General features: G+C 69.1%; 20 protein-coding genes and 1 riboswitch. Of the genes, 10 read left to right on the forward strand and 10 right to left on the reverse strand.

Going from position 1 to position 23,677, the window contains the following annotated elements:
* Positions 1-40: 40 nt before the first annotated feature.
* The 4 genes from DEJ49_RS24515 (at position 41) to DEJ49_RS24530 (ending at position 4,541) form a co-directional block, all read left to right on the forward strand.
* A complete protein-coding gene (locus tag DEJ49_RS24515) occupies positions 41-1,021 on the forward strand; it encodes a tetratricopeptide repeat protein (RefSeq protein WP_055563704.1) in 981 nt (326 codons plus the stop codon).
* A gap of 63 nt (positions 1,022-1,084) precedes the next feature.
* Positions 1,085-1,741, forward strand: coding sequence for a peptide deformylase (def, locus tag DEJ49_RS24520; protein WP_150186127.1), 657 nt, complete (start codon positions 1,085-1,087; stop codon positions 1,739-1,741).
* Between the two features lie 302 nt (positions 1,742-2,043).
* Positions 2,044-3,168, forward strand: a complete 1,125-nt coding sequence (locus DEJ49_RS24525) for a terpene synthase family protein (RefSeq protein WP_411757194.1) — start codon at positions 2,044-2,046, stop codon at positions 3,166-3,168.
* A complete protein-coding gene (locus tag DEJ49_RS24530) occupies positions 3,165-4,541 on the forward strand; it encodes a cytochrome P450 (RefSeq protein WP_150186128.1) in 1,377 nt (458 codons plus the stop codon). Before DEJ49_RS24525 ends, DEJ49_RS24530 begins: the two co-directional genes overlap by 4 nt.
* Before the next feature lie 57 nt (positions 4,542-4,598).
* Here the strand turns inward: DEJ49_RS24530 and DEJ49_RS24535 are convergent, their stop codons facing one another.
* From DEJ49_RS24535 to DEJ49_RS24565, 7 genes are all read right to left on the reverse strand, one after another.
* Positions 4,599-5,555, reverse strand: a complete 957-nt coding sequence (locus tag DEJ49_RS24535; RefSeq protein ID WP_190329640.1) for a ribonucleotide-diphosphate reductase subunit beta — start codon at positions 5,553-5,555, stop codon at positions 4,599-4,601.
* Between the two features lie 116 nt (positions 5,556-5,671).
* On the reverse strand, positions 5,672-8,068 hold the full coding sequence (locus DEJ49_RS24540; protein WP_150186129.1) for a ribonucleoside-diphosphate reductase subunit alpha: 2,397 nt from the start codon (positions 8,066-8,068) through the stop codon (positions 5,672-5,674).
* A gap of 135 nt (positions 8,069-8,203) precedes the next feature.
* A riboswitch (cobalamin riboswitch) is annotated at positions 8,204-8,340 on the reverse strand.
* Positions 8,341-8,445: 105 nt separating this feature from the next.
* Positions 8,446-10,092 (reverse strand): monocarboxylate uptake permease MctP, encoded by a 1,647-nt coding sequence (gene mctP, locus DEJ49_RS24545; protein ID WP_150186130.1) that lies wholly within the window; start codon positions 10,090-10,092, stop codon positions 8,446-8,448.
* Positions 10,089-10,358: a DUF3311 domain-containing protein gene (locus DEJ49_RS24550; RefSeq protein WP_150186131.1), complete on the reverse strand. Its 270-nt coding sequence runs from the start codon at positions 10,356-10,358 to the stop codon at positions 10,089-10,091. The genes mctP and DEJ49_RS24550 overlap by 4 nt, the downstream gene beginning before the upstream one ends.
* A 110-nt stretch (positions 10,359-10,468) precedes the next feature.
* On the reverse strand, positions 10,469-10,666 hold the full coding sequence (locus DEJ49_RS24555; RefSeq protein WP_150186132.1) for a YbdD/YjiX family protein: 198 nt from the start codon (positions 10,664-10,666) through the stop codon (positions 10,469-10,471).
* Positions 10,663-12,810, reverse strand: coding sequence for a carbon starvation CstA family protein (locus DEJ49_RS24560; protein ID WP_150186133.1), 2,148 nt, complete (start codon positions 12,808-12,810; stop codon positions 10,663-10,665). The genes DEJ49_RS24555 and DEJ49_RS24560 overlap by 4 nt, the downstream gene beginning before the upstream one ends.
* A gap of 82 nt (positions 12,811-12,892) precedes the next feature.
* Positions 12,893-13,675, reverse strand: coding sequence for a GntR family transcriptional regulator (locus DEJ49_RS24565; RefSeq protein WP_223833223.1), 783 nt, complete (start codon positions 13,673-13,675; stop codon positions 12,893-12,895).
* Positions 13,676-13,962: 287 nt separating this feature from the next.
* Between DEJ49_RS24565 and DEJ49_RS24570 the strand changes: the two genes are divergently transcribed.
* The 4 genes from DEJ49_RS24570 (at position 13,963) to DEJ49_RS24585 (ending at position 18,653) form a co-directional block, all read left to right on the forward strand.
* A complete protein-coding gene (locus DEJ49_RS24570; protein WP_150186134.1) occupies positions 13,963-15,237 on the forward strand; it encodes an extracellular solute-binding protein in 1,275 nt (424 codons plus the stop codon).
* A gap of 94 nt (positions 15,238-15,331) precedes the next feature.
* The gene (locus tag DEJ49_RS24575) at positions 15,332-16,321 is read left to right on the forward strand and encodes a carbohydrate ABC transporter permease (protein ID WP_150186135.1); all 990 of its coding nucleotides are present in this window, start codon (positions 15,332-15,334) and stop codon (positions 16,319-16,321) included.
* Positions 16,318-17,148: a carbohydrate ABC transporter permease gene (locus DEJ49_RS24580; RefSeq protein ID WP_150186136.1), complete on the forward strand. Its 831-nt coding sequence runs from the start codon at positions 16,318-16,320 to the stop codon at positions 17,146-17,148. Before DEJ49_RS24575 ends, DEJ49_RS24580 begins: the two co-directional genes overlap by 4 nt.
* 8 nt (positions 17,149-17,156) lie before the next feature.
* Entirely contained in the window at positions 17,157-18,653 is a 1,497-nt protein-coding gene (locus DEJ49_RS24585) for a glycoside hydrolase family 3 protein (RefSeq protein WP_150186137.1), read from the forward strand.
* Between the two features lie 83 nt (positions 18,654-18,736).
* On the opposite strand, the gene nagB is transcribed toward DEJ49_RS24585, so the two are convergent.
* Together nagB and DEJ49_RS24595 are read right to left on the reverse strand one after the other, a co-directional pair.
* Complete coding sequence (gene nagB / locus DEJ49_RS24590) at positions 18,737-19,522, reverse strand: glucosamine-6-phosphate deaminase (RefSeq protein WP_150186138.1); 786 nt, start codon at positions 19,520-19,522, stop codon at positions 18,737-18,739.
* A gap of 198 nt (positions 19,523-19,720) precedes the next feature.
* A complete protein-coding gene (locus DEJ49_RS24595; protein ID WP_150186139.1) occupies positions 19,721-20,485 on the reverse strand; it encodes an SDR family oxidoreductase in 765 nt (254 codons plus the stop codon).
* 109 nt (positions 20,486-20,594) lie between these two features.
* Here DEJ49_RS24595 and DEJ49_RS24600 point away from each other — a divergent pair, with 109 nt between their 5' ends.
* Both DEJ49_RS24600 and DEJ49_RS24605 read left to right on the forward strand, forming a co-directional pair.
* Positions 20,595-21,188 (forward strand): TetR/AcrR family transcriptional regulator, encoded by a 594-nt coding sequence (locus tag DEJ49_RS24600; RefSeq protein ID WP_150186140.1) that lies wholly within the window; start codon positions 20,595-20,597, stop codon positions 21,186-21,188.
* Positions 21,189-21,501: 313 nt separating this feature from the next.
* Positions 21,502-22,968 carry a sensor histidine kinase gene (locus DEJ49_RS24605; RefSeq protein WP_150188444.1) on the forward strand — a complete coding sequence of 489 codons (1,467 nt, stop codon included), beginning with the start codon at positions 21,502-21,504 and terminating at the stop codon, positions 22,966-22,968.
* A 170-nt stretch (positions 22,969-23,138) separates the two neighbouring features.
* Here the strand turns inward: DEJ49_RS24605 and DEJ49_RS24610 are convergent, their stop codons facing one another.
* Positions 23,139-23,396, reverse strand: a complete 258-nt coding sequence (locus DEJ49_RS24610) for a WhiB family transcriptional regulator (RefSeq protein ID WP_016639615.1) — start codon at positions 23,394-23,396, stop codon at positions 23,139-23,141.
* Between the last annotated feature and the right edge of the window lie 281 nt (positions 23,397-23,677).

The following is a 23,677-nucleotide window of genomic DNA, read 5'->3' on the forward strand; positions in this document are numbered from 1 at the left end:
ACCTACGAAATACGTGGCAGGCGGGAATCAGGCGGGAATCGTGAGGATCTTCGGCAAGGGACGGCACCGGCCCTCCGCCTCATGGCGGCAGGCGACCGACCGCGCGTTCACGCTGATCGGCGACGGCCGGTACGAGGACGCGGGGGCGCTGCTCACGCGTGCGGCGGATCTCGAACCCTGGCTGTCGGAGTCCTGGTTCAACCTGGCGCTGCTGCACAAGTTCCGGCACGACTGGGAGCAGGCGCGGGCCGCGGGGCTGCGCGCCGTCGCGCTCCTGGACCGTTCGGCGGGCGCCCCCGACTGGTGGAACGTCGGCATCGCGGCGACCGCGCTCCAGGACTGGCCCCTGGCCCGCCGCGCCTGGCAGGCGTACGGCCTTCGGGTGCCCGGCGGTGTGGCCGCCTCCGGCGAGCCGACGGGCATGGAGCTGGGCAGCGCGGCCGTGCGGCTCTCCCCGGAGGGGGAGGCCGAGGTCGTGTGGGGCCGCCGTCTGGACCCGGCCCGCATGGAGGTCCTGTCCATTCCGCTGCCCTCTTCCGGGCGGCGCTGGGGCGAGGTCGTGCTGCACGACGGCGTTCCGCACGGCGAGCGGACGACGGGCGACGGGCACTCGTACCCCGTCTTCGACGAGATCGAGCTGTGGGCGCCCTCACCGGTGCCGACCTGGGTGGTCCTCCTGGAGGCCGCCACCGAGGACGACAGGGACGCCCTGGAGCGGCTCGCGGCCGACGCGGGCTTCGCCGCCGAGGACTGGTCGTCGTCCGTGCGGCTGCTGTGCCGGATGTGCTCCGAGTCCCGGATGCCGAGCGACGAGGGCGACGGCGAGCACCTGGACCCGCACGACCACAGCGAGCCGGGCCATCCGGGACCGCTCGGCCACCGCAGCCCGGGCGCGCTGTGGGTTCCGGAGCGCGAGTGCGGCCTGGCCGCGCCGGCGGCGCTGGTGCGCGGTCTGCTGGACGGCTGGGTGGCGGACAGCCCGGATTCCCGCGACTGGCGGGATCTCGAAGAGGTCTGCTGACACTTCGCCGTAGGCTGTACCGGCACAAACTCTTGAGGGTTTCAAGGAAGGCGTACGGCGGACATGGCGCAGGACACTGAGCAGCAGGCCATCGACGGGGACGGGGTGCTCCCCGTCGACGACGAGGGCTTCGTCATCGACACCGAGGACTGCGAGGAGCGGGAGACGGCCTACCGCGAGCGCGGCACGTCCCGGCCGATCACGGTCGTCGGCAACCCGGTGCTGCACAAGGAGTGCAAGGACGTCACGTCCTTCGACGACGAGCTCGCTCAGCTGATCGACGACATGTTCGCGACCCAGCGCGTCGCGCAGGGCGTGGGCGTGGCCGCCAACCAGGTCGGCGTCGACCTGAAGGTCTTCGTCTACGACTGCATGGACGACGACGGCGTGCGCCACGTCGGTGTCGTCTGCAACCCGGTGCTCCAGGAGCTGCCCGCCGAGAAGCGCCGTCTGGACGACTCGGGCGAGGGCTGCCTCTCGGTCCCGACCGCCTACGCGCCGCTGGCCCGCCCGGACTACGCCGAGGTGACGGGCCAGGACCAGAAGGGCAACCCGATCAAGGTGCGCGGCACCGGTTACTTCGCGCGCTGCCTGCAGCACGAGACGGACCACCTGTACGGGTACCTGTACATCGACCGCCTCTCCAAGCGGGAGCGCAAGGACGCGCTTCGCCAGATGGAGGAAGGCACCCCGCGCTACCCCGTGGTGGACAACGGCTGACTCCCGCGGCCCCCGGGAAGCGCGGGAACGGCGTGACGCGAACGGCCCCTGGTGCAGGAACTCTCTCCTGACCAGGGGCCGTTGGCGTAGCCGCTCGCGTGTGCGAGCAAATCAAGCTGCCGGTGATCCATATTCAGTCACGTAAGGGGATGTTCTCGGCACCCAGGGGTAGTGAATGGCGCAAATCTGTTCCCTGAACGGTCAGTTGTGGTGCTGAATGGAAAGCGCGGGGATACGCAACGGCGCGCGCCCGGTACGGCGGGAGGGGCGCGTGTCCTCAGGCGGCTGAAAGGGGTTTGTTCGTGCGTGCATATTCCGGGAGCACTTCACAGACACATCCGCACACACGGCCACGTTCACCCGCGGTATCGGTACCGCGGGCACTGGCCGTTCCGATGATCGAAGCAGCGTTCCCTCGCCGCCTGCATCCGTATTGGCCAAAGCTGCAGGAGAAGTCCAGGACCTGGCTGCGCGAAATGCGCCTCATGCCCCCGGACAAGGTCGAACGGTACGCGGACAGTCTCTGCTACACGGATCTGGTGGCGGGGTACTACATTGGCGCCCCCGACGAGTTGCTGACCGCGATAGCGGACCTCAGCAGCTGGTTCTTCGCGTGGGACGACCGGCACGACAGGGACTCCGTGCACGGCAGGACGGCCCAGTGGCAGCAGCTCTGCCGGGGCCTGCACGGCACGCTCGACGAGCCCCTCCGGTACCGGCACCACCGGGATCCGCTGGTCGCCGGCTTCGCGGACTGCGTGCTGCGTCTGTACTCGTCCCTCGGTCCCAGCTGGAACGCCAGGTTCGCCCGGCACTTCCACCCCGTGATCGACGCGTACGACCAGGAGTTCAGGAACCGGCGCTGCGGCACCGTGCCGACGGTCGAGGCGTACATAGAGCTGCGCCGCCTCACGTTCGCCCACTGGGCGTGGATCGACCTCCTGGAGCCCACCGCGCGGTATGAGCTGCCGGACCCGGTGCGCAAGCACCCCGCCTACCGGCGCGCGGCGCGGGCGACCCAGGATTTCTCGGCCTGGTACAACGACTTGTGCTCCCTCCCGAAAGAACTTGCGGGAGACGAACTGCACAATCTCGGGATCAGCCTCATCCAGCACGAAGGAATGACGCTGGAAGAAGCGGTCCGGGAAGTGCACAGGCGCGTCACCGAATGCGTCAGGGAATTCCTGGAAGCAGAACGGGAAGTCCTGCGATTCGCCGATGAGTTGGCGGAGGGCGGCGACGGCGGCAGGGAACTCGCGGACGCGGTGAAATCCTGCGTCTTCAACATGCGGAACTGGTTCTCGTCCGTCTACTGGTTCCATCACGAATCCGGTCGCTATCGGGTGGACAGCTGGGACGACAGGTCCATGCCCCCGTATGTGACGGAAGAAGCCCTGGCGGAAAACGAACTGGTAGGTGAGGAATGAGCGTCGAATCCGCGATACCCGCTCCCCCCGCGTCCGGCCCCGAGCCGCTGCGCACCCCGCCTCTCGTCCGCGGCGGCGCCCCGCTCCTCGGCCACGCATGGAACCTGGTGCGCGACCCACTCGGCTTCCTCTCCGCACTGCGCGACCACGGGGACCTCGTCAGGATCAGGCTGGGACCCAGGACCGCGTACGTGGTGTGCGACCCGGAACTGGTCGGCGCCATGCTCAAGAACCCCGAGTACATCGTCGGCGGCCCGCTCTGGGACACCCTGGAAGTGCTCCTCGGCAAGGGTGTGGCGACCAGCAACGGCAAGCTGCACCGGCGCCAGCGCCGCATGATGCAGCCCGCGTTCCGGCCCGAGCGGATCGCCGGCTACGCCAAGGTGATGGAGGAGGAGGCCCGCGCCACGGCTGCCCGCTGGCAGCCGGGCGCCACCGTCGACGTGAGCGCCGAGATGTTCCGCACGGCCGTGCGCATCGTCTCGCGCTCGCTCCTGGAGGTCGATTCGATACGGGACAAGGCGGACCGGATCGCCGACTCGCTGCACACCGTCTTCGAGGGGCTCTACCGCAGGATGGTGCTCTCGGTCGGCCCGCTCCACCGCGTGCCGACCCCCGCCAACCGGCGGTTCGAGAGCGCGCTCGCCGACCTGCACACCCTCGTCGACGAGATCATCGCGGAGCGCCGCGCGGCAGGACCAGGCGCGCCGGACGACCTGCTCGCCGAATTGCTGCGGGCCACGGACGAAACCGGGGCGCCCATCACCGACCAGGAGATCCACGACAACGTGGTTTCGCTCGTGGTGGCGGGAGCGGAGAATGTGGCGTCGACGCTGGCGTGGGCGTTCCATCTGCTGACCGAACACCCGGAGCAGGAAGAGCGGTTGGTTGAAGAGGTAAATGCCGTGGCCCCGGATCGCGCGATCACATTCGCCGATCTGGGTGACCTGCCGCACCTCCGCAATGTTGTCACCGAGGCAATGCGCATACGGCCGGCCGCCTGGATATTCACGCGCCGGTCCGTGGCCGAAACCGATCTGGGCGGCTATTCGATTCCGGCGGACGCCGACATCGTCTACAGCGTGTACGCGATGCAGCGCGACCCGCGTTCCTTCGAGCGGAACCTTGAGTTCGACCCCGACCGGTGGAATCCGGAACGGGCCGCCGCCGTGCCGGAGTTCGCGATGATGCCGTTCAGCGTCGGCAACAGGAAGTGCCCCGGCGACCACTTCAGCCTGGCGGAACTCGCCCTGATCCTCGGGACGGTGGCGCCGAAGTGGCGTCTTGGGCCCGTCAAGGAGACCGACGCCCGCACGCAGGTCGGCATCACCCTGCACCCCAAGCGGCTCGTCCTGCGGGCCACGCCGCGCTGACACAGCGGTGTGCCCGCCCCCGTCCATCGGAACAGGAGCGGGCACACCCGTACGCGTCTAGAACTCGTCGTCGAACGAGACCGAGCCCTCCACGGCGACCTGGTAGGCCGAGGGCCGCCGCTCGAAGAAGTTGGTCAGCTCCTGGACGCCCTGCAGCTCCATGAAGGAGAAGGGGTTCTCGGAGCCGTAGACCGGCGCGAAACCGAGGCGCTGCAGACGCTGGTCGGCGACGCACTGCAGGTACTCGCGCATCGAGTCGGTGTTCATGCCGGGCAGGCCGTCGCCGCACAGGTCGCGGGCGAACTGCAGCTCGGCCTCGACGGCCTCCTTCAGCATGTCCGTGACCTGCTGCTGAAGCGCGTCGTCGAAGAGCTCGGGCTCCTCCTTGCGGACCGTGTCGACCACGTCGAAGGCGAAGCTCATGTGCATCGTCTCGTCGCGGAACACCCAGTTGGTGCCGGTGGCCAGGCCGTGCAGCAGGCCGCGGCTGCGGAACCAGTACACGTACGCGAAGGCACCGTAGAAGAAGAGGCCCTCGATGCACGCGGCGAAGCAGATGAGGTTGAGCAGGAAGCGGCGCCGGTCGGCCTGCGTCTCCAGGCGGTCCAGCGTCTCGACCGAGTCCATCCACTTGAAGCAGAACTCGGCCTTCTCACGGATCGAGGGGATCTCCTCGACCGCATCGAAGGCCGCCGCGCGGTCCTCCGGGTCGGGCAGGTAGGTGTCGAGCAGCGTCAGATAGAACTGGACGTGCACGGCCTCCTCGAACAGCTGACGGCTCAGGTAGAGCCGTGCCTCGGGGGAGTTGATGTGCTTGTACAGCGTAAGCACCAGGTTGTTCGAGACGATCGAGTCGCCGGTCGCGAAGAACGCGACGAGGCGGCCGATCATGTGCTGCTCGCCGGGGCTGAGCTTGGCGAGGTCGGCGACGTCCGAGTGGAGGTCGACCTCCTCGACGGTCCAGGTGTTCTTGATCGCGTCCCGGTAGCGCTCGTAGAAGTCGGGGTAGCGCATGGGGCGCAGGGTCAGCTCGAAGCCCGGGTCGAGGAGGTTCTTCTCGCTGTTCGTGGGGGCGGCTTCCGGCGCGAAGCGCTGTCCATCAGGGGTGGTGGTCGGGCGACGGGAGGGCATTACTGGCAGGCCTCGCAGGACTCGGGGTTTTCCAGGGAGCAGGCGACGGCTTCTTCGGCCGTGGCCTGGGCGGGGACGGGGGCGGCGGCCGCGGCGTTCGAGCCGCCGGCGGCGCGGGCGATGCGCGTCGCGGGGCGCGAGCGCAGGTAGTACGTGGTCTTCAGGCCGCGCTGCCAGGCGTACGCGTACATCGAGGAGAGCTTGCCGATGGTCGGCGTCTCCAGGAAGAGGTTCAGCGACTGGGCCTGGTCGAGGAACGGGGTGCGGTCGGCGGCCATGTCGATCAGGCCGCGCTGCGGGATCTCCCACGCCGTGCGGTACAGCGCGCGGACCTCGTCGGGCACCCAGTCGAAGTCCTGCACCGAGCCGTTGGACTCGCGCAGCGCCTCACGGGTCTTCGCGTCCCACAGGCCGTGCCGCTTCAGCTCCTCCACCAGATAAGCGTTGACCTGGAGGAACTCGCCGGACAGCGTCTCGCGCTTGAAGAGGTTGGAGACCTGCGGCTCGATGCACTCGTACACACCGGCGATGGACGCGATGGTCGCGGTCGGCGCGATCGCGAGCAGCAGCGAGTTGCGCATGCCGGTCGCGGCGATCCGCTCCCGCAGCGCCGCCCAGCGCTCGGGCCACGTCAGCTCGACGCCGTAGTGGTCGGGGTGCAGGACGCCGCGCGCGGTGCGGGTCTTCTCCCAGGCGGGGAGCGGACCGCTGCGCTCGGCGAGGTCGGCGGACGCCTCGTACGCGGCGAGCATGATGCGCTCGGCGATACGGGTGGAGAGGGCACGCGCCTCGGGGGAGTCGAACGGCAGCTTCAGCTGGAAGAAGACGTCCTGGAGGCCCATCGCGCCGAGGCCCACCGGACGCCACTTGGCGTTGGAGCGCCCGGCCTGCTCGGTCGGGTAGAAGTTGATGTCGACGACGCGGTCGAGGAAGGTGACGGCGGTACGGACGGTCTCGTCGAGCCGCTCCCAGTCGATGTCGCCGTTGTCGACGAACGCGCCGAGGTTCACCGAGCCGAGGTTGCAGACGGCCGTCTCCCCGTCGTCCGTCACCTCCAGGATCTCCGTGCACAGGTTGGAGGAGTGGACGGTGTGGCCGGGCTCGGCCGTCTGGTTGGCGGTGCGGTTGGCGGCGTCCTTGAAGGTCATCCAGCCGTTGCCGGTCTGCGCGAGGGTGCGCATCATGCGGCCGTACAGGTCCCGGGCCGACATGCTCTTCTTCGCGAGCCCGGCGGCCTCCGCCTTGCGGTAGGCGGCGTCGAACGCGTCGCCCCACAGGTCGACGAGCTCGGGCACGTCGGACGGCGAGAACAGCGACCACTGCTGGTCGGCGGCGACCCGGCGCATGAACTCGTCGGGGATCCAGTGCGCCAGGTTGAGGTTGTGCGTGCGGCGCGCGTCCTCACCGGTGTTGTCGCGCAGCTCCAGGAACTCCTCGATGTCGGAGTGCCAGGTCTCCAGGTAGACCGCGGCCGCGCCCTTGCGCCGCCCGCCCTGGTTCACGGCGGCGACCGAGGCGTCGAGCGTCTTGAGGAACGGCACGATGCCGTTGGAGTGGCCGTTCGTGCCGCGGATCAGCGAACCGCGGGAGCGGATGCGGGAGTACGAGAGGCCGATGCCGCCCGCGTGCTTGGAGAGCCGCGCGACCTGGTGGTAGCGGTCGTAGATGGAGTCGAGCTCGTCCTGCGGGGAGTCGAGGAGGTAGCAGGACGACATCTGCGGGTGACGCGTGCCGGAGTTGAAGAGCGTCGGCGAGGACGGCAGGTAGTCGAGGCGGCTCATCAGGCCGTACAGCGCGGCGACCTCGTCGACGGCGCGGGCGCTCTCGTCCTCCGCGAGGCCGCTCGCGACGCGCAGCATGAAGTGCTGCGGGGTCTCGATGACCTGGCGGGTGATCGGGTGGCGCAGCAGGTAGCGGCTGTGCAGGGTGCGCAGGCCGAAGTAGCCGAAGCGGAAGTCGGCGCCGTCGCCGAGCGCGGCGTCCACGAGCGCGTCGAGGCGGGCCGCGTGGGCGTCCACGAAGTCGGCGGTGCGGTCGGCGATCAGGCCTTCGCGGTGGCCGACGGCGATCGACTCGGTGAAGGAGCGCACGCCCTGGGATGCGGCCTCGTCGGCGATGGAGAGCGTGAGCAGCCTGGCGGCGAGCTTCGAGTACGCGGGGTCCTCGGAGATGAGCCCCGCGGCCGCCTCGGTGGCGAGGGTCCGCAGCTCCGCCTCGTCCGCCCGCGCCGAGCGGCCGCGCAGCGCGGCGGCGGCGACCCGGCCGGGGTCGGCGTCGGGGAGGTCGGCGGTGAGGTCGGTCAGGGTGCGCAGCAGCGCGGTCCCCGGCGCGTCGGTGCCCTCGGCGATCGGCAGTGATGACGGCGCTGACGCAGGTTCGGCAGGCGCGATGGTCACGTGGAGCTCTCCCTCGCTCGGCTCTGGGCCTGAGGAGGGGATGGCACACACGGGCGCACCCGGGCAGGGCCAGGGCGGCGTACCGCGTCCACCGGCCCATTCCACGAGGCCCGGACGGTCGGCACCCGGGCCGGACGACACGGGTGCACTGCCGGCAGGTCTTCGGACTCCGCGCACGACAAATGCGTACACGTCTACCGTTGCGGGACAGTTCCGGACTTGCACCGGATTCCCCTGCGGCGACAGCGAGCACGAGCATACATCTTGTGCTGGCTCTGGGTGGCAGCCCCACATCTTGTGTCGGAGAGCACGAGAACGGGCCGCCGGATTCCTCCGGCGGCCCGCACGTCGTACGCCGCGTCGTACGCGGGGGAGGGTCAGTGCCCGCCCGGCGCCCCCGCCGTGGCCGGCGGCAGTTCCTCGATGACGCCGGGGTCGCCGGCGTCCGCCGTGTAGTCCCCGGGCGACGTCTCGTCGATGCCCTCGGGGGCGTTCAGCGCCTTCAGGACGAAGGTCATGACCACGGTCACGACGACGTTCAGGACGAACGCGGTGAGACCGATGTAGCCGATCTCGCCGATGCCGGGGATCTCGTCGGACGAGCCGCCGAAGTGCTTCTGCGTCGGCGACGCGACGCCGTACGCGGCGACGGTTCCGTAGACCATGCCGACCGCCCAGCCCGCGAGCAGCGCCCAGCGGTGGAACCACCGCGTGAACAGGCCGCCGACCAGCGCCGGCATCGTCTGCAGGATCCAGATGCCGCCGAGGAGCTGGAAGTTGATCGCGACCGTCTTGTCCATGGTGAGGACGAAGGCGAGCGCGCCGACCTTCACCAGGAGCGAGACCAGCTTGGAGATCTTCGTCTCCTGCTCGGGCGTCGCGTCCGGCTTGATGAAGTCCTTGTAGATGTTCCTCGTGAAGAGGTTCGCGGCCGCGATCGACATGATCGCCGCGGGCACGAGCGCGCCGATGCCGATGGCGGCGAAGGCGACGCCGGTGAACCAGTCGGGGAACATGTCCTCGAACAGCTGCGGGATGGCCAGCTGGCCGTTCTCGACCTTGACCCCGGCCGCGATCGCCATGAAGCCGAGCAGCGCGAGCAGGCCCAGCATCAGTGAGTAGAGCGGCAGGATCGTGGTGTTGCGGCGGATCACGTCACGGCTCTTGGAGGAGAGCGTCGCCGTGATCGAGTGCGGGTACATGAACAGGGCGAGCGCGGAGCCGAGCGCGAGCGTGGCGTAGGTCCACTGCCCGGCCTCGCCGGGGGCGAGACCCGCGACGGGCTTGCCCGCCGCGTCGTTCGCCGCGGAGAACTTCTCGTTCGCCGCGTGGAAGATCTCGTCGAAACCGCCGAGCTTGATCGGGATGTAGATGATCGCGACGGCGATGACGAGGTAGATCAGACCGTCCTTCACGAACGCGATCAGCGCGGGCGCGCGCAGCCCCGACGAGTAGGTGTACGCGGCGAGCACCGCGAACGCGATCAGCAGCGGCAGGTCCTTGATGAACCAGTTGGTGTCGGGTCCGCCGCCGATCCCCATGACGTCGAGGACCGCCTGGATGCCGACCAGTTGGAGCGCGATGTACGGCATCGTGGCGAGGATGCCGGTGACGGCTACCGCCAGCGAGAGCCCCTTGGAGCCGAACCGGCCGCGCACGAAGTCCGAGGTGGTGACGTAGCCGTGCTTGTGCGAGACCGACCACAGGCGCGGCAGGAAGGTGAAGATCAGCGGGTAGACGAGGATCGTGTACGGCACGGCGAAGAAGCCGGCCGCGCCCGCCGCGTAGATCGCCGCCGGGACGGCCACGAACGTGTAGGCGGTGTACAGGTCGCCGCCGAGCAGGAACCAGGTGACCCAGGTGCCGAACGAGCGGCCGCCGAGGCCCCATTCATCGAGGCTCTGCTCGTTCTCCGCCTTGCGCCAGCGGGCCGCCATGAAGCCCATGACGGTGACGGCGAGGAAGAAGAAGATGAAGACGCCGAGCGCGACGCCGTTGACGCCGCCCGATGCGAGTGTGGTCACTTTCCGGCACCCCCGTGGGCCTGCTCGGCCTTGCGGGCGCGCTGGTCACGCTGCCACAGCTGGTACGCGATCATCGTGAGCGCCGTCGAGATGAGCACCCAGAGCATCTGGTACCAGTAGAAGAACGGGATGCCGATGAAGGTCGGGTCGATCTTCGCGTACGACCCCACCCAGAGCATTGCCACGAAGGGCGCGACAAGGCAGGCTGCGATGACCACACGGACCGGCGTCACCACCGGTCTGTTCACTTCAGGCGCATCTGACATATCGCGGCTCCGTTCCCTCACTTATCCCATGCTTAACGTGCGGGAAATCTAAGCCACAGTCTCGCTGTATGGAACCCCTGTCCGGATAACGGACAGGGCAAGTTACCTGCTCAGCAGCAGCGGAAGCCCTGGCGCGGGTCCGACTCCGCCCGCTCCGTCCGCATACGTTCAAATGCGCGGCGGCTGGGGACGGTTGCTGCCGGATGCTCCTTGCGCACGTGCGCCACGTACCGTTCGTACGCCGACTCGTCGGTCAGCTCGCGGACGTACCACCGCATCCAGCGCACGCCGCGCAGCAGCCACGTCACGGCGCCACCTCCCGCCGCTCTTCCCGCTTCTCCCGCCGCTCCTCCTGCTTCTCCTCCCGGGTCGCGATGAGCCCCGCCGGAGCGGTCAACTTCGACTCCACGTACGGCGCTTCGCTCAGCCGCGAGGCCGCGGGGTCGCGGACGTGCTTGACGCAGATCCGGGCCGCGTCCAGGATGACGACGACGATCAGCAGCGCGAGCGCCGCCGAAAGGACGCCGTCCACCGTGGAGTTGGTGACGACGGTGTGCATGTCGTCCATGGTCTTGGCGGGCGGCAGGATCTTGCCCTCGTCGATGGCGTCCTGGTAGTTGGCGCGCTGCTGGAAGAAGCCGACGCGCGGATCGCTGGAGAACACCTTCTGCCAGCTCGCGGTGAGCGTCACCGTGGCGTCCCAGACGAGCGGGATCCCGGTGATCCAGGCCCACTTGAGCCGCCCGGACTTCACGAGCAGCGTGGTGCAGACGGCGAGGGCGACGGCGGCGAGGAGCTGGTTGGCGATGCCGAAGATCGGGAAGAGCTGGTTGATCCCGCCGAGCGGCTCGTGCACGCCGACCCACAGGAAGTAGCCCCAGAGGCCGGTGACGACGGCGCTGGTGAACACGAGCCCCGGCTTCCAGCTCATCCGCCGGAACGGCTTGTAGACGTTCCCGAGCATGTCCTGCAGCATGAAGCGGCCCACGCGCGTGCCCGCGTCGAGCGCCGTCAGGATGAACAGCGCCTCGAACATGATCGCGAAGTGGTACCAGAAGGCGCGCAGCGAGCCGCCGGTGACCTTGGAGAAGATCTCGGAGACGCCGACCGCGAGCGTGGGCGCGCCGCCGGTGCGCGAGAGCAGCGAGGACTCCTCGACGTTCTTCGCGGCCTGCGCCAGGTCGGCCGGTGAGATGGAGTAGCCGAAACCGGCGACGGCCTTCGACGCCTCCTGGACGGTGTCGCCGACGACTCCCGCCGGCGCGTTCATCGCGAAGTACAGACCGGGGTCGATGATCGACGCCGCGACGAGCGCCATCACCGCGACCGACGACTCCATGAGCATGGAGCCGTAGCCGATCATCCGGACCTGCGTCTCCTTCTGGATCATCTTCGGCGTCGTGCCCGAGGAGATCAGCGCGTGGAAGCCGGACAGCGCGCCGCAGGCGATCGTGATGAAGACGAAGGGGAAGAGCGAGCCCGCGAAGACCGGACCGTCGCCGCGCGAGGCGAAGTCGGTCACCGGGTCCATCTTCAGCGTCGGCAGGGCGACGACGACGCCGAGCGCGAGCAGCACGATCGTGCCGATCTTCATGAAGGTGGAGAGGTAGTCGCGGGGCGCGAGCAGCATCCACACCGGCAGGATCGAGGCGATGAACCCGTACGCCACCAGCCAGATCACCAGCGTCGACGGCGCCAGTGTGAACGTGTCCGCGAGGGACGACTCGGCGACCCAGCGCCCGCCGACGAGCGCGAGGAGCAGCAGCGCGACGCCGATCAGCGAGACCTCGCTGACCCGTCCAGGCCGCAGCACCCGCAGGTAGAAGCCCATGAGCAGGGCGATCGGGATGGTCATCGCGATGGAGAAGGTGCCCCACGGCGACTCGGCGAGCGCGTTGACGACGACGAGCGCGAGCACCCCGAGCAGGATGATCATGATGGCGAAGGTGGCGAGCAGCGCGGCGGCCCCGCCGACCGGGCCGATCTCCTCGCGCGCCATCTGGCCGAGCGACTTGCCGTCGCGCCGTGTCGAGAAGAACAGCACGACCATGTCCTGCACGGCGCCCGCGAAGATCACGCCCGCGATGATCCAGATCGTGCCGGGCAGGTACCCCATCTGGGCCGCGAGCACCGGCCCCACCAGCGGTCCCGCGCCCGCGATCGCCGCGAAGTGGTGGCCGAGCAGCACCCGGCGGTCGGTCGGATGGAAGTCGATGCCGTTGTCGAGCCGCTCGGCCGGGGTGGCCCGCTTCTTGTCGACCTTCAGAACCTTGTACGCGATGAACTTGGAGTAGAAGCGGTACGCGACGGCGTACGAGCCGAGTGCCGCCGCCACCATCCAGGCCGCCGACACCTCCTCGTCGCGCGCGAGGGCCAGGACGGTCCAGCCCGCGGCGCCGACCAGCGCGACGAGGGACCAGATGACGATGGATCGGGGGTTCGCTCTGCGCACCGGGTCGTCCTCCCGTTCATCAGGCGATGACGGGAGGAACGTAGAGCAGCACGGGGGACCCGCGCCAGACCTCGGGCGGCTGTCAGTCCGTGGGCCGCTTGAGGCGGGCCACGAACTTGTAGCGGTCGCCGCGGTAGACCGAGCGCACCCACTCCACCGGCTGGCCGTCGCCGTCCAGCGAGTGGCGGGACAGGAGCAGCATCGGCAGGCCCACATCCGTGCCGAGCAGGCCGGCCTCGCGCGGGGTGGCCAGGGAGGTCTCGATGGTCTCCTCGGCCTCCGCGAGGTGCACGTCGTACACCTCGGCGAGCGCCGTGTACAGCGAGGTGTACTTCACCAGGGAGCGGCGCAGCGCGGGGAAGCGCTTGGCCGAGAGGTGCGTGGTCTCGATGGCCATCGCCTCGCCGTTGGCGAGCCGGAGCCGCTCGATGCGGAGCACCCGGCCGCCCGCGGTGATGTCGAGCAGGTCGGCGAGCCGGTCGTCGGCGGTGATGTACCCGATGTCCAGGAGCTGCGAGGTGGGCTCCAGTCCCTGGGCCCGCATGTCCTCCGTGTACGAGGTGAGCTGCAGGGCCTGCGACACCTTCGGCTTCGCGACGAACGTGCCCTTGCCCTGGATGCGCTCAAGACGGCCCTCGACGACGAGCTCCTGGAGGGCCTGGCGCACCGTCGTGCGGGAGGTGTCGAACTCGGCGGCGAGGGTGCGCTCCGGGGGCACCGGAGTGCCCGGCGGCAGCGTCTCGGTGATGTCCAGCAAGTGCCGCTTCAGGCGGTAGTACTTGGGCACGCGCGCCGTACGACCGACGCTCGGGGCCTCCGGGGACACGTCGATCTCGCCCGCCGTACTGCCCGCCTCGCTGCCCATGATCGACCTTCCCGGCTCCTGTGCTGCTGCCGTCACCGGCTCCTCCGTCTGTCGCGGCTCACATCGTGGCACGGTACGGGCAGAGCAGACTGCGCCTGCTCAGGTGTCGGTCCGATAACGGACGCGACAGCCCTTCTTATACACCCTTGACACCCCTAAAGGTCTAGGCCAAGCTCCCCGTACTGGTCTACACCATTAAAGACCAGGTTCCAGTCCCACGGGCAGATCTCGGTCCATTTGGTCGCTGCGGGTGGGGGGTTGACTGGCATCCCTTGAGGAGGGTGAACGTGAAGCGCAAGCTCATTGCGGCCATCGGTGTCGCGGGCATGTTGGTCTCGGTCGCGGCCTGCGGCAGTGACGACGACGACAAGAAGGCCGGGGGAGCCGACAGCTTCAAGGGCGAGACCCTGACGCTCTGGGCGATGGATGGTTCGACGCCGGACCAGTGGCAGAAGGATGTCACCGCGGCCTTCGAGAAGAAGACCGGCGCGAAGCTGAAGTTCGAAGTCCAGCAGTGGAACGGTATCCAGCAGAAGCTGACCACCGCCCTCTCCGAGGAGAACCCGCCGGACGTCTTCGAGATCGGCAACACCCAGACCGCCGCGTACGCCAAGACCGGCGGCCTCGCCGAGCTCGGCGACCTCAAGGAGTCCATCGGCGCGGACTGGACCGAGTCGATGAACAAGGCCTCGGTCATCGACGGCAAGCAGTACGCCGCCCCGTGGTTCGTCCTGAACCGCGTCGTGGTCTACAACAAGAAGGTCTGGGCCGACGCCGGCATCAAGGAGCTCCCCAAGACCCGCGCCGAGTTCCTCAAGGACCTCAAGCAGATCGGTTCCAAGACCGACGCCGAGCCGATCTACCTGCCCGGCCAGAACTGGTACCACTTCGTCGGCCTGACCATCGGTGAGGGCGCCGAGCTGGTCAAGAAGGACGGCGACAAGTACGTCTCCAACCTGGGTGACCCCAAGGTCAGCAAGGCCATGAAGACGTACAAGGAGTTCGCGGACCTCTCCAAGGCCCCCAAGAACAAGGACGAGGCCACCCCGCAGCAGGCCGAGGTCTTCGCCAAGGGCAAGACCGGCGCCTTCATCGGCATGAGCTGGGAGGCCGCGACCGCGATCAAGGCCAACAAGAAGATCGAGAAGGACATCGGCTTCTTCACGATCCCCGGTGAGACGGCCGACAAGCCCGAGGGCGTCTTCCTCGGCGGCTCCAACCTCGCCATCGCCGCGACCAGCAAGAAGCAGGAGCTCGCCAAGGAGTTCCTCAAGATCGCGCTGTCCGACAAGTTCGAGGGCCAGTTCGCCAAGGAAGGCGGCACGATCCCGAACAAGAAGGCCCTGGAGTCCAACCTCAAGGGCAACGCGGCCGCCGAGGCCGCCGCTCCCGCCACCTCCGGCGGCGGCACCACCCCGCTGATCCCGGAGTGGGGCGCGGTCGAGAACCCGCCGAACCCGATCAAGAACTACATGACCGCGGTGCTCAACGGTAAGTCTCCCGAGGCGGCCGCGAAGCAGGTCGAGGGCGAGCTCAACAAGCGCCTGGCGCAGAAGCAGTAAGAACGCCCCTCTTGCCGGGGGCGGCGGGTGAACCGTCCTCGCCGCCCCCGGCATTCCTCTGCGTACCGCGATGCCCACGAAAGAGATGGCGAGCATGACCGTGCAGAAGACCGAACGGCCGCCCTCCGGCCCGACGGAGGTGCAGACACCGGAAGGCGGGCCACGGCCGAGTGACCCGCGCAAGGAGCCCCGGCGGCTCGCCGGCCTGACGCCCTATCTGCTCCTTGCCCCCGCGATCGTCGCCACCCTGCTGCTGCTCGGCTGGCCACTGGTCAACAACGGGATCCTGTCGTTCCAGAACCTCAACATGCGGCAGTTCATTCTGCACTTGACCGAGTGGAACGGATTCGACAACTACAAGGACGTCCTCACCGGCGAGGACTTCTGGCGGGTCACAGGACGCTCGGTCGTCTTCACCGCCGTCAACGTCGTGCTGATCATGGCACTCGGCACGCTGGTCGGACTCCTTCTCGCGCGCCTCGGCCGGAAGATGCGCACGTTCCTCCTGCTCGGCCTCGTGCTCGCCTGGGCCATGCCCGTCGTCGCGGCCAGCACGGTCTACCAGTGGCTGTTCGCGCAGCGCTTCGGCGTCGTCAACTGGATCCTCGCCAAGATCGGCTTCGAGTCGATGGCCGACCACGACTGGCTGGCCACGCAGTACTCGACCTTCTTCGTCGTGCTGCTGCTGATCGTCTGGATGTCCATCCCCTTCGTGGCGATCAACCTGTACGCCGCCACGACCACCATCCCCAAGGAGCTGTACGAGGCCGCGGCGCTGGACGGCGCGGGGGCCATCAAGCAGTTCACCCAGGTGACGCTGCCGTACCTGAAGCCCTTCCTCTACGCCACGACGTTCCTGGAGATCATCTGGGTCTTCAAGGCGTTCGTGCAGGTCTTCACCATCAACGAGGGCGGCCCCGACCGGCTCACCGAGATCCTGCCCGTCTACGCCTACATCGAGGGCATGGGCAACCAGCACTTCGGCATGGGCGCCGCGATCGCGCTGCTCACCATCATCATCCTGCTGGCCATCACCTCGTTCTACCTGCGGATCGTGCTCAAGCAAGAGGAGGACGAGCTGTGAAGCGCTCGCTGATGGGCCGCCTCTGGCCCAACCTGGTCGCGGTCGTCATCTTCGTCTTCTGCGTCTTCCCCGTGTACTGGATGTTCGCCACGGCCTTCAAGCCGACCGGCGACATCATCGCCGAGGACCCGGTCTGGTTCCCGACCAATGCCACGCTCGAACACTTCAAGACGGCGATCGACGCCGACCACTTCTGGACCATGGTCGGCAACTCCGTCATCGTGACGGTCCTCGCCGTCGTCTTCTCGCTCATCATCGGCGTGACCGCGGCGTTCGCCCTCGCCCGCATGCGGTTCAAGGGCCGGCGCGGCTTCATCATCGGCTTCATGCTCGCGCAGATGGCGCCGTGGGAAGTCATGGTCATCGCGATCTACATCATCGTGCGCGACGCGGACATGCTGAACAGCCTGATCCCGCTGACCCTCTTCTACATGGTGATGATCCTGCCCTTCACCCTCCTCACGCTCCGCGGCTTCGTCGCCGCCGTGCCCAAGGAGCTGGAGGAGTCCGCCATGGTCGACGGCTGCACCCGCATGCAGGCCTTCCGCCGGGTGATCCTGCCGCTGCTCGCGCCGGGCCTGATGTCGACCTCGCTCTTCGGCTTCATCACCGCATGGAACGAGTTCCCGCTGGCGCTCGTGCTCAACAAGGAAGCCGAGGCCAAGACCCTCCCGATCTGGCTGTCCAGCTTCCAGACCGCCTTCGGCGACGACTGGGGCGCCACCATGGCCGCCGCCTCCCTCTTCGCCGTCCCGATCCTCGTCCTCTTCGTCTTCCTGCAGCGCAGGGCCGTGGCCGGCCTCACCGACGGCGCAGTGAAGGGATAACTCCGCACATGACGACACTCACGCACGCCGGTGACACCCTCACCCGCAACGCCCTCGCCGTCCTCCAGCCCGGCTTCGACGGCACCACCGCGGTGCCGGACTGGGTGCGCCACCGGATCGACGAAGGCCTCGCCTCCGTCAGTCTCTTCGGCCGCAACGTACAGACCGCGGAGCAGGTGGCCCGGCTCACCGCGCAACTGCGCGCCGAACGCGACGACCTCCTGATCGCCATCGACGAGGAGAGCGGCGACGTCACCCGCCTGGAGGTCCGCACCGGCTCCTCCTACCCGGGCAACCACGCGCTCGGCGCCGTCGACGACACCACGCTGACCCGCGAGGTCGCCGCCGACCTCGGCCGCCGCCTCGCCGCCTGCGGCATCAACTTCAACTGGGCGCCGTCGGCCGACGTCAACGCCAACCCCGACAACCCGGTCATCGGCGTACGCTCCTTCGGCTCGGACCCCGACCTGGTGGCCCGGCACACCGCCGCCTACGTCGAGGGCATGCAGTCGTCCGGCGTCGCCACCTCAGCCAAGCACTTCCCGGGGCACGGCGACACGGCGATCGACTCGCACCACTCCGTGCCGGTCATCGACGTCGACCGGGACGTCCTGAACTCCCGCGACCTCGCCCCGTTCCGCGCGGCCCTCGCCGCCGGCACCCGGGCCGTGATGAGTGCCCACGTCCTGGCCCCGGCCCTGGACCCGGACAACCCCGGCACGCTCTCCCGGCGCATCCTGACCGGACTGCTGCGCGAGGAGTTCGGCTACGAGGGCCTCATCGTCACCGACGGCATGGACATGCAGGCCATCGCGGGCACCTACGGCTTCGAGCGCGGCTGCGTCCTCGCCATCGCCGCCGGAGCCGACGCGATCTGCACGGGCGGCGGCCCCTCGGACGAGGGGACCGTGCTGCGGCTGCGGGACGCCTTCGTCGCGGCCGTGCGCTCGGGCGAGCTGCCCGAGGAGCGGCTCGCCGACGCGGCGGACCGCGTGCGGGCGCTGGCCGGCTGGGCGTCGATGTCGGGCGCGGCCGAGCGTTCGGGGGGCGCGCCCGACACCGGCATCGGCCTCATCGGGGCCCGCCGCGCGCTGACGGTTACCCGCGGCGAGACCTACGCCGCCCCGGTCACCGAGGCCCCCTTCGTCGCCACGTTCTCCCCGCTCCCCAACATCGCCGTCGGCGACGAGACCCCCTGGGGCGTCACCGCCGAACTGGAGCGCCGCCTCCCCGGCACCGAGTCCGCCACCTACTCCGGCGAGGGCTCGGGCAGCCAGGCCCTCGCGGCGGCGGGCACGCGCCGCATCGTGGCCGTCGTCCGCGACGCGCACCGCCACGCCTGGATGGCCGACGCCCTCCAGACCCTCGTCGCCGCCCGGCCCGACACGGTCGTCGTCGAGATGGGCGTCCCGCAGTCCGCTCCCATCGGCGCCCTCCACATCGCGACGCGCGGCGCGGCCCGCGTGTGCGGCGAGGCGGCGGCGGAGGTCATCGTCGCGGGCTGACCACCCGCTGCACGAACGCGCGGCACACGGAAGGGGCGCCCCCGCCGGGGGCGCCCCTTCCGGCGTATCCGTTTCCGCTGCTCCTACAGGCCCTGCCACTCCGGCTTGTTCGCGTACGTGTGCCGGAAGTAGTCCGCCAGCTTCAGCTTCGACGCGGCGGCCTCGTCCACCACGACCGTGGCGTGCGGGTGCAGCTGCAGCGCGGAGGCGGGCACGACCGAGGCGACAGGGCCCTCCACGGTCGCGGCCACCGCGTCGGCCTTGCCCTCACCCGTGGCGAGCAGCACCAGGTGCCGCGCCTCCAGGATCGTCCCGATCCCCTGGGTGATGACGTGGTGCGGGACCTGCTCGATGTCCCCGTCGAAGAAGCGTGCGTTGTCCACCCGCGTCTGCTCCGTCAGCGTCTTGATGCGCGTACGGGACGCGAGCGACGAGCAGGGCTCGTTGAACCCGATGTGCCCGTCCGTGCCGATGCCGAGCAGCTGCAGGTCGACACCGCCGGCCTCGGCGAGCGCCTTGTCGTACGCCACGCACGCCGCCTGCACGTCCTCGGCGCTGCCGTCGGGCCCCATGAAGGAGCTCTCGCTGAGCCCGAGCGGCTCGACGACCTCCCGCAGGACCACGGAACGGTACGACTCCGGGTGCCCTGCGGGCAGCCCCACGTACTCGTCGAGCTGGCAGATGCGGGCCCGCGAGGCATCCACGGAACCGGCCGCGACCTTGGCCGCCAGGGCTTCGTAGATGGGCAGGGGAGTGGAGCCGGTGGCGACACCGAGCAGGGCGTCAGGCTTACGACGCACCAGGGCGGCCATGGCCTCCGCGATGAGCTCGCCGCCTGCCGTGGCGTCCGGGACGATGACAACTTCCACGCTGGGCCTGCCGATCTGGAGAGGGGCTCGAAAGTACTGGGGGAGTACTGGTGGTATAGACCAATCTAGCAGAGCTGCGCCGCTGGAACAGCAGTGCCGCAAAGCCAGGACAGCCGATTCCGCCGCTCTTCGATCCATGCTCGACTCTCCGCCCCGCCTCCGCCCGTCGAACCGTGCGCGAGGGCCCGGAACGCCCGGTCACACCCCCAGCACCGAACCCCCCGTCGCGTCGATGTACTGACCGGTGATCCACCGCGCGTCCTCCGAGGCCACGAAGGAGACGATGTCCGCCACGTCGGCGGGCTGGCCTATCCGGTCGAAGGTCGAATACCCCGCCATCTCGGCGCGCTGGGCCTCGGGGATCCCGTCCATCATCTCGGTCTGGATGATTCCGGGCGCGACCGCGTTCACCGTGATCCCGCGGGGGCCGAGCTCCTGCGCCAGCGTGTGCGTCAGGACGTTCACCGCGCCCTTCGTCATCGAATACGCCACGGTGACCGGGAACGCGATGCGTGTGACGCCCGACGAGATGTTGATGATCCGGCCGCCGTCGCGCAGCCGGTCGAGGCCCTTCTGGACCACGAAGAACAGCGCCTTCGTGTTGACCGCGAACACGCGGTCGTAATCCTCTTCCTCGACCTCTCCCACATGGCTGTACAGCCCGATGCCGGCGTTGTTCACCAGGATGTCCAGGCCGTCCGCGTGCCGGTCGAACTCGGCCCAGAGCGCGTCGGCGTCGCCGGGCACCCCCAGCTCGGCGCCGAACGCGAAGGCGGACCCGCCCGCCGCCTCGATCGCCGCCACCGTCTCCTTCGCGGCCACCTCATTGCTGCCGTAGTGCACGCCGACCCGCGCCCCGTCCCGGCCGAGCCGCTCGGCGATGCCCCGCCCGATGCCCCGGCTGCCGCCCGTGACCAGCGCGGTCTTCCCGGCAAGCCTGCTCGTGCCCGTGTGCGCTCCCATGACGGAGGCCCCCTCTTTCGCTCTCGATGATTTCTCTAGCGGTCGTTACAGAAAGAACGCTACCCCACACCCGCTCCCTTTTTCTAGTGCCCGCTATACAATTCACTCCATGGCGACGAAACAGCGCGGGCGCCCCCGCTCCTTCGACCGCGAGACGGCCCTGGAACAGGCGATCCGCACATTCTGGGAGAACGGGTACGAGGGGACGTCCGTCTCCGACCTCACCCGGGTCATGGGCATCGGCGCCCCGAGTCTCTACGCGGCCTTCGGCGACAAGCGCACCCTCTTCGACGAGGTCGTGGTGCGGTACGGCGCGACGCACGGAGCCTTCGGCGTGCGCGCCTTCGAGGAGGAGCCCACCGCGCGCGCCGCGGTGTCGCGGCTGCTGCACGAGGCGGCGGTCGAGTTCACCGACCCCGGTCACCCCCGCGGCTGCCTCGTCATCACCGCGGCCACGAACTGCACGACGCCGGAGGTGGAGGAGGCCCTGAGAAATCGCCGGAACGCGAACGTGGCGGACATCGAGTCCCGCATCCGCGCCTCCGTCGCGGCCGGGGAACTGCCCGACCGCACCGACCCCGCCGCCCTCGCCCGATATACGGCAGCGGTCTTCCAGGGGATGTCGCAACAGGCCAGGGACGGCGCCACCAGGGAGGATCTGGAGGCGGTGGCCGATCTCGCCATGGCGGCGTGGCCGATGTGAGAAAGTCGGCTCCGATTGTCGGAGAAAGAGACAACAACAAACATCTGCCGACGCATGGACAGAGGAGAATGGTCTAGTCCACAATGCGTGGGTAAAGCCTCCGCTCTCCCCGCACAGGAGAGCGGATCGAGGAACCGGCACTCTCTGCCCTGACCGTGTCGGATCCTCAAGATCGGCTGTTCAGTACCGCACATTCTGGCGGCCGATGCACCTGAAGGGCTGCGGTGCCGTGGGCGGGCTGAGGGTCCCGCCCTGGCGCCGCGGCTCGACGGGGGCCGCCGGACGCGAAAGGTACGCTCCACACGTGCCCTCCATGAACGATCTCGTCCGCCAGCACACCGCCCTCGGTGACTCCGATCTCGAGTGGCTGCATCTGCTGGTCTCGGAGTGGCAGCTGCTCTCCGACCTCTCCTTCGCCGATCTGGTCCTCTGGGTCCCCACGCTCGACGGCACCCGCTATGTGTCCGTGGCGCAGATGCGGCCCAACACCGGGCCCACCTCCTACCAGGACGACATGGTCGGGCACCTCGTCCCGCGCGGTCGCCGCCCCCTCCTGGACGCCGCCCTGGACGAGGGGCGCATCGTGCGCGAGGGCGACCCGGAGTGGCGCGAGGAGGTGCCGGTCCGCGTCGAGTCCATCCCCGTACGCAGGGAGGGGCGCGTCCTCGGCGTCATCGCCCGCAACACCAATCTCCTGACGGTCCGCACGCCGTCCCGCCTCGAGCTGACCTACCTCCAGTCGGCGTCCGACCTCGCGCAGATGATCGCGGCGGGGTCGTTCCCGTTCCCCGGGCAGCAGGTCGACATGGATGCCTCCCCGCGCGTGGGGGACGGTCTGCTGCGGCTCGACGCCGACGGCATCGTCCAGTACGCGTCGCCGAACGCCCTCTCCGCGTACCACCGCCTCGGTCTCGCATCCGATCTCGTCGGCCACCACCTGGGCACGGCGACCGCCGAACTCGCCCCGTCCCGCGGCCCGGTGGACGAGGCCCTCGCCAAGGTCGCGAGCGGCTGGGCGCCGCGCGAGTTCGAGATCGAGGGCGGCGACGGAGTGATCCAGCTGCGCGCGATCCCGCTCAAGCCCAAGGGCCCGCGCATCGGTTCGCTGGTACTCCTCCGCGACGTGACCGAACTCCGTCGCCGCGAGCGGGAGTTGATCACAAAGGACGCCACCATCCGGGAGATCCACCACCGGGTGAAGAACAACCTCCAGACGGTCGCCGCGCTGCTGCGGCTGCAGGCGCGCCGCATCGACTCCGCCAAGGGCCGCGAGGCGCTCGAAGAGGCCGTGCGGCGCGTGGGCTCCATCGCCATCGTCCACGAGACGCTCTCCCAGAACCTCGACGAGCGCGTGGAGTTCGACGAGATCGCCGACCGGGTGCTCGCGATGGTCGCCGAGATCTCACCCGGCAAGGTCACGGGCCGGCGTACCGGCCGCTTCGGGATCCTCGACGCGGAGGTCGCGACGCCGCTGTCGATGGTGCTCACGGAGATCCTGCAGAACGCGCTGGAGCACGGTTTCCGCGAGGGCGACACCGGCACGGTCGAGGTGTCGGCGGTGCGCGGCGGCACGACCAAGGACGCGCGGCTGCTGATCACCGTCCACGACGACGGGGTCGGTCTCCCCGAGGGCTTCGACCCGCACCGCTCGGGGAACCTCGGTCTGCAGATCGTCCGCACCCTGGTCGAGGGGGAGCTGAGCGGCACCTTCGACATGGTCCGGGCGCCGGAGCGCGGCACGCAGGTGCTCCTGGACATCCCGGTCCGCGCCGACAAGTAACGAACGCCTACAGGCAGCGCGCAAAGCAGTGAGCCCCGGACCGTAGGGTCCGGGGCTCACTGCTCACGTTGCGTTGCGCATCGGGGGTACTGCGCGGCTGCGGCTCGGGGGCGGGAGTTGCGTACGCGCTGTACGCGCCGCCAAGCTCAGGCTCGTGGGGGGTGTGGGCGTCAGGCGCTGGCCTGGCGTGCACGGTTGCGAGCGGCGCGGCGCTTCATTGCGCGGCGCTCGTCCTCGCTGAGGCCACCCCAGACGCCGGAGTCCTGGCCGGACTCGAGCGCCCACTGCAGGCACTGCTCCATGACGGGGCAGCGGCGGCAGACGGCCTTGGCTTCCTCGATCTGCAGCAGCGCAGGACCGGTGTTGCCGATGGGGAAGAAGAGCTCGGGGTCTTCCTCGCGGCAAACGGCGTTGTGACGCCAGTCCATGGCTGCTACCTCTCCTTGGTATTACATGCAGGTTGCTTGTGAATGTGAACGCTTTCACGAATCCCCCCGCACGGGAAGGGTCGACGCCCAGTTGCCTGGTGTGGACCTGTGGTGGAGGAGGGGTTCTGGCTCTCTGTGGGGCCGATGTTGCGGGCCGTCCCGATCGCCATGTAGAGATTCGCAAACCTCGGCGGCGGATACAACCCCTTCAGGAAAGTTTTTTTTGATTCCTCAGTGTCGGCTGGGTCACAGCCGTACTTCCATGGGGTGGACCCTGGTTT

The organism is Streptomyces venezuelae (assembly GCF_008642335.1).
Lineage (GTDB): Bacteria > Actinomycetota > Actinomycetes > Streptomycetales > Streptomycetaceae > Streptomyces > Streptomyces venezuelae_F.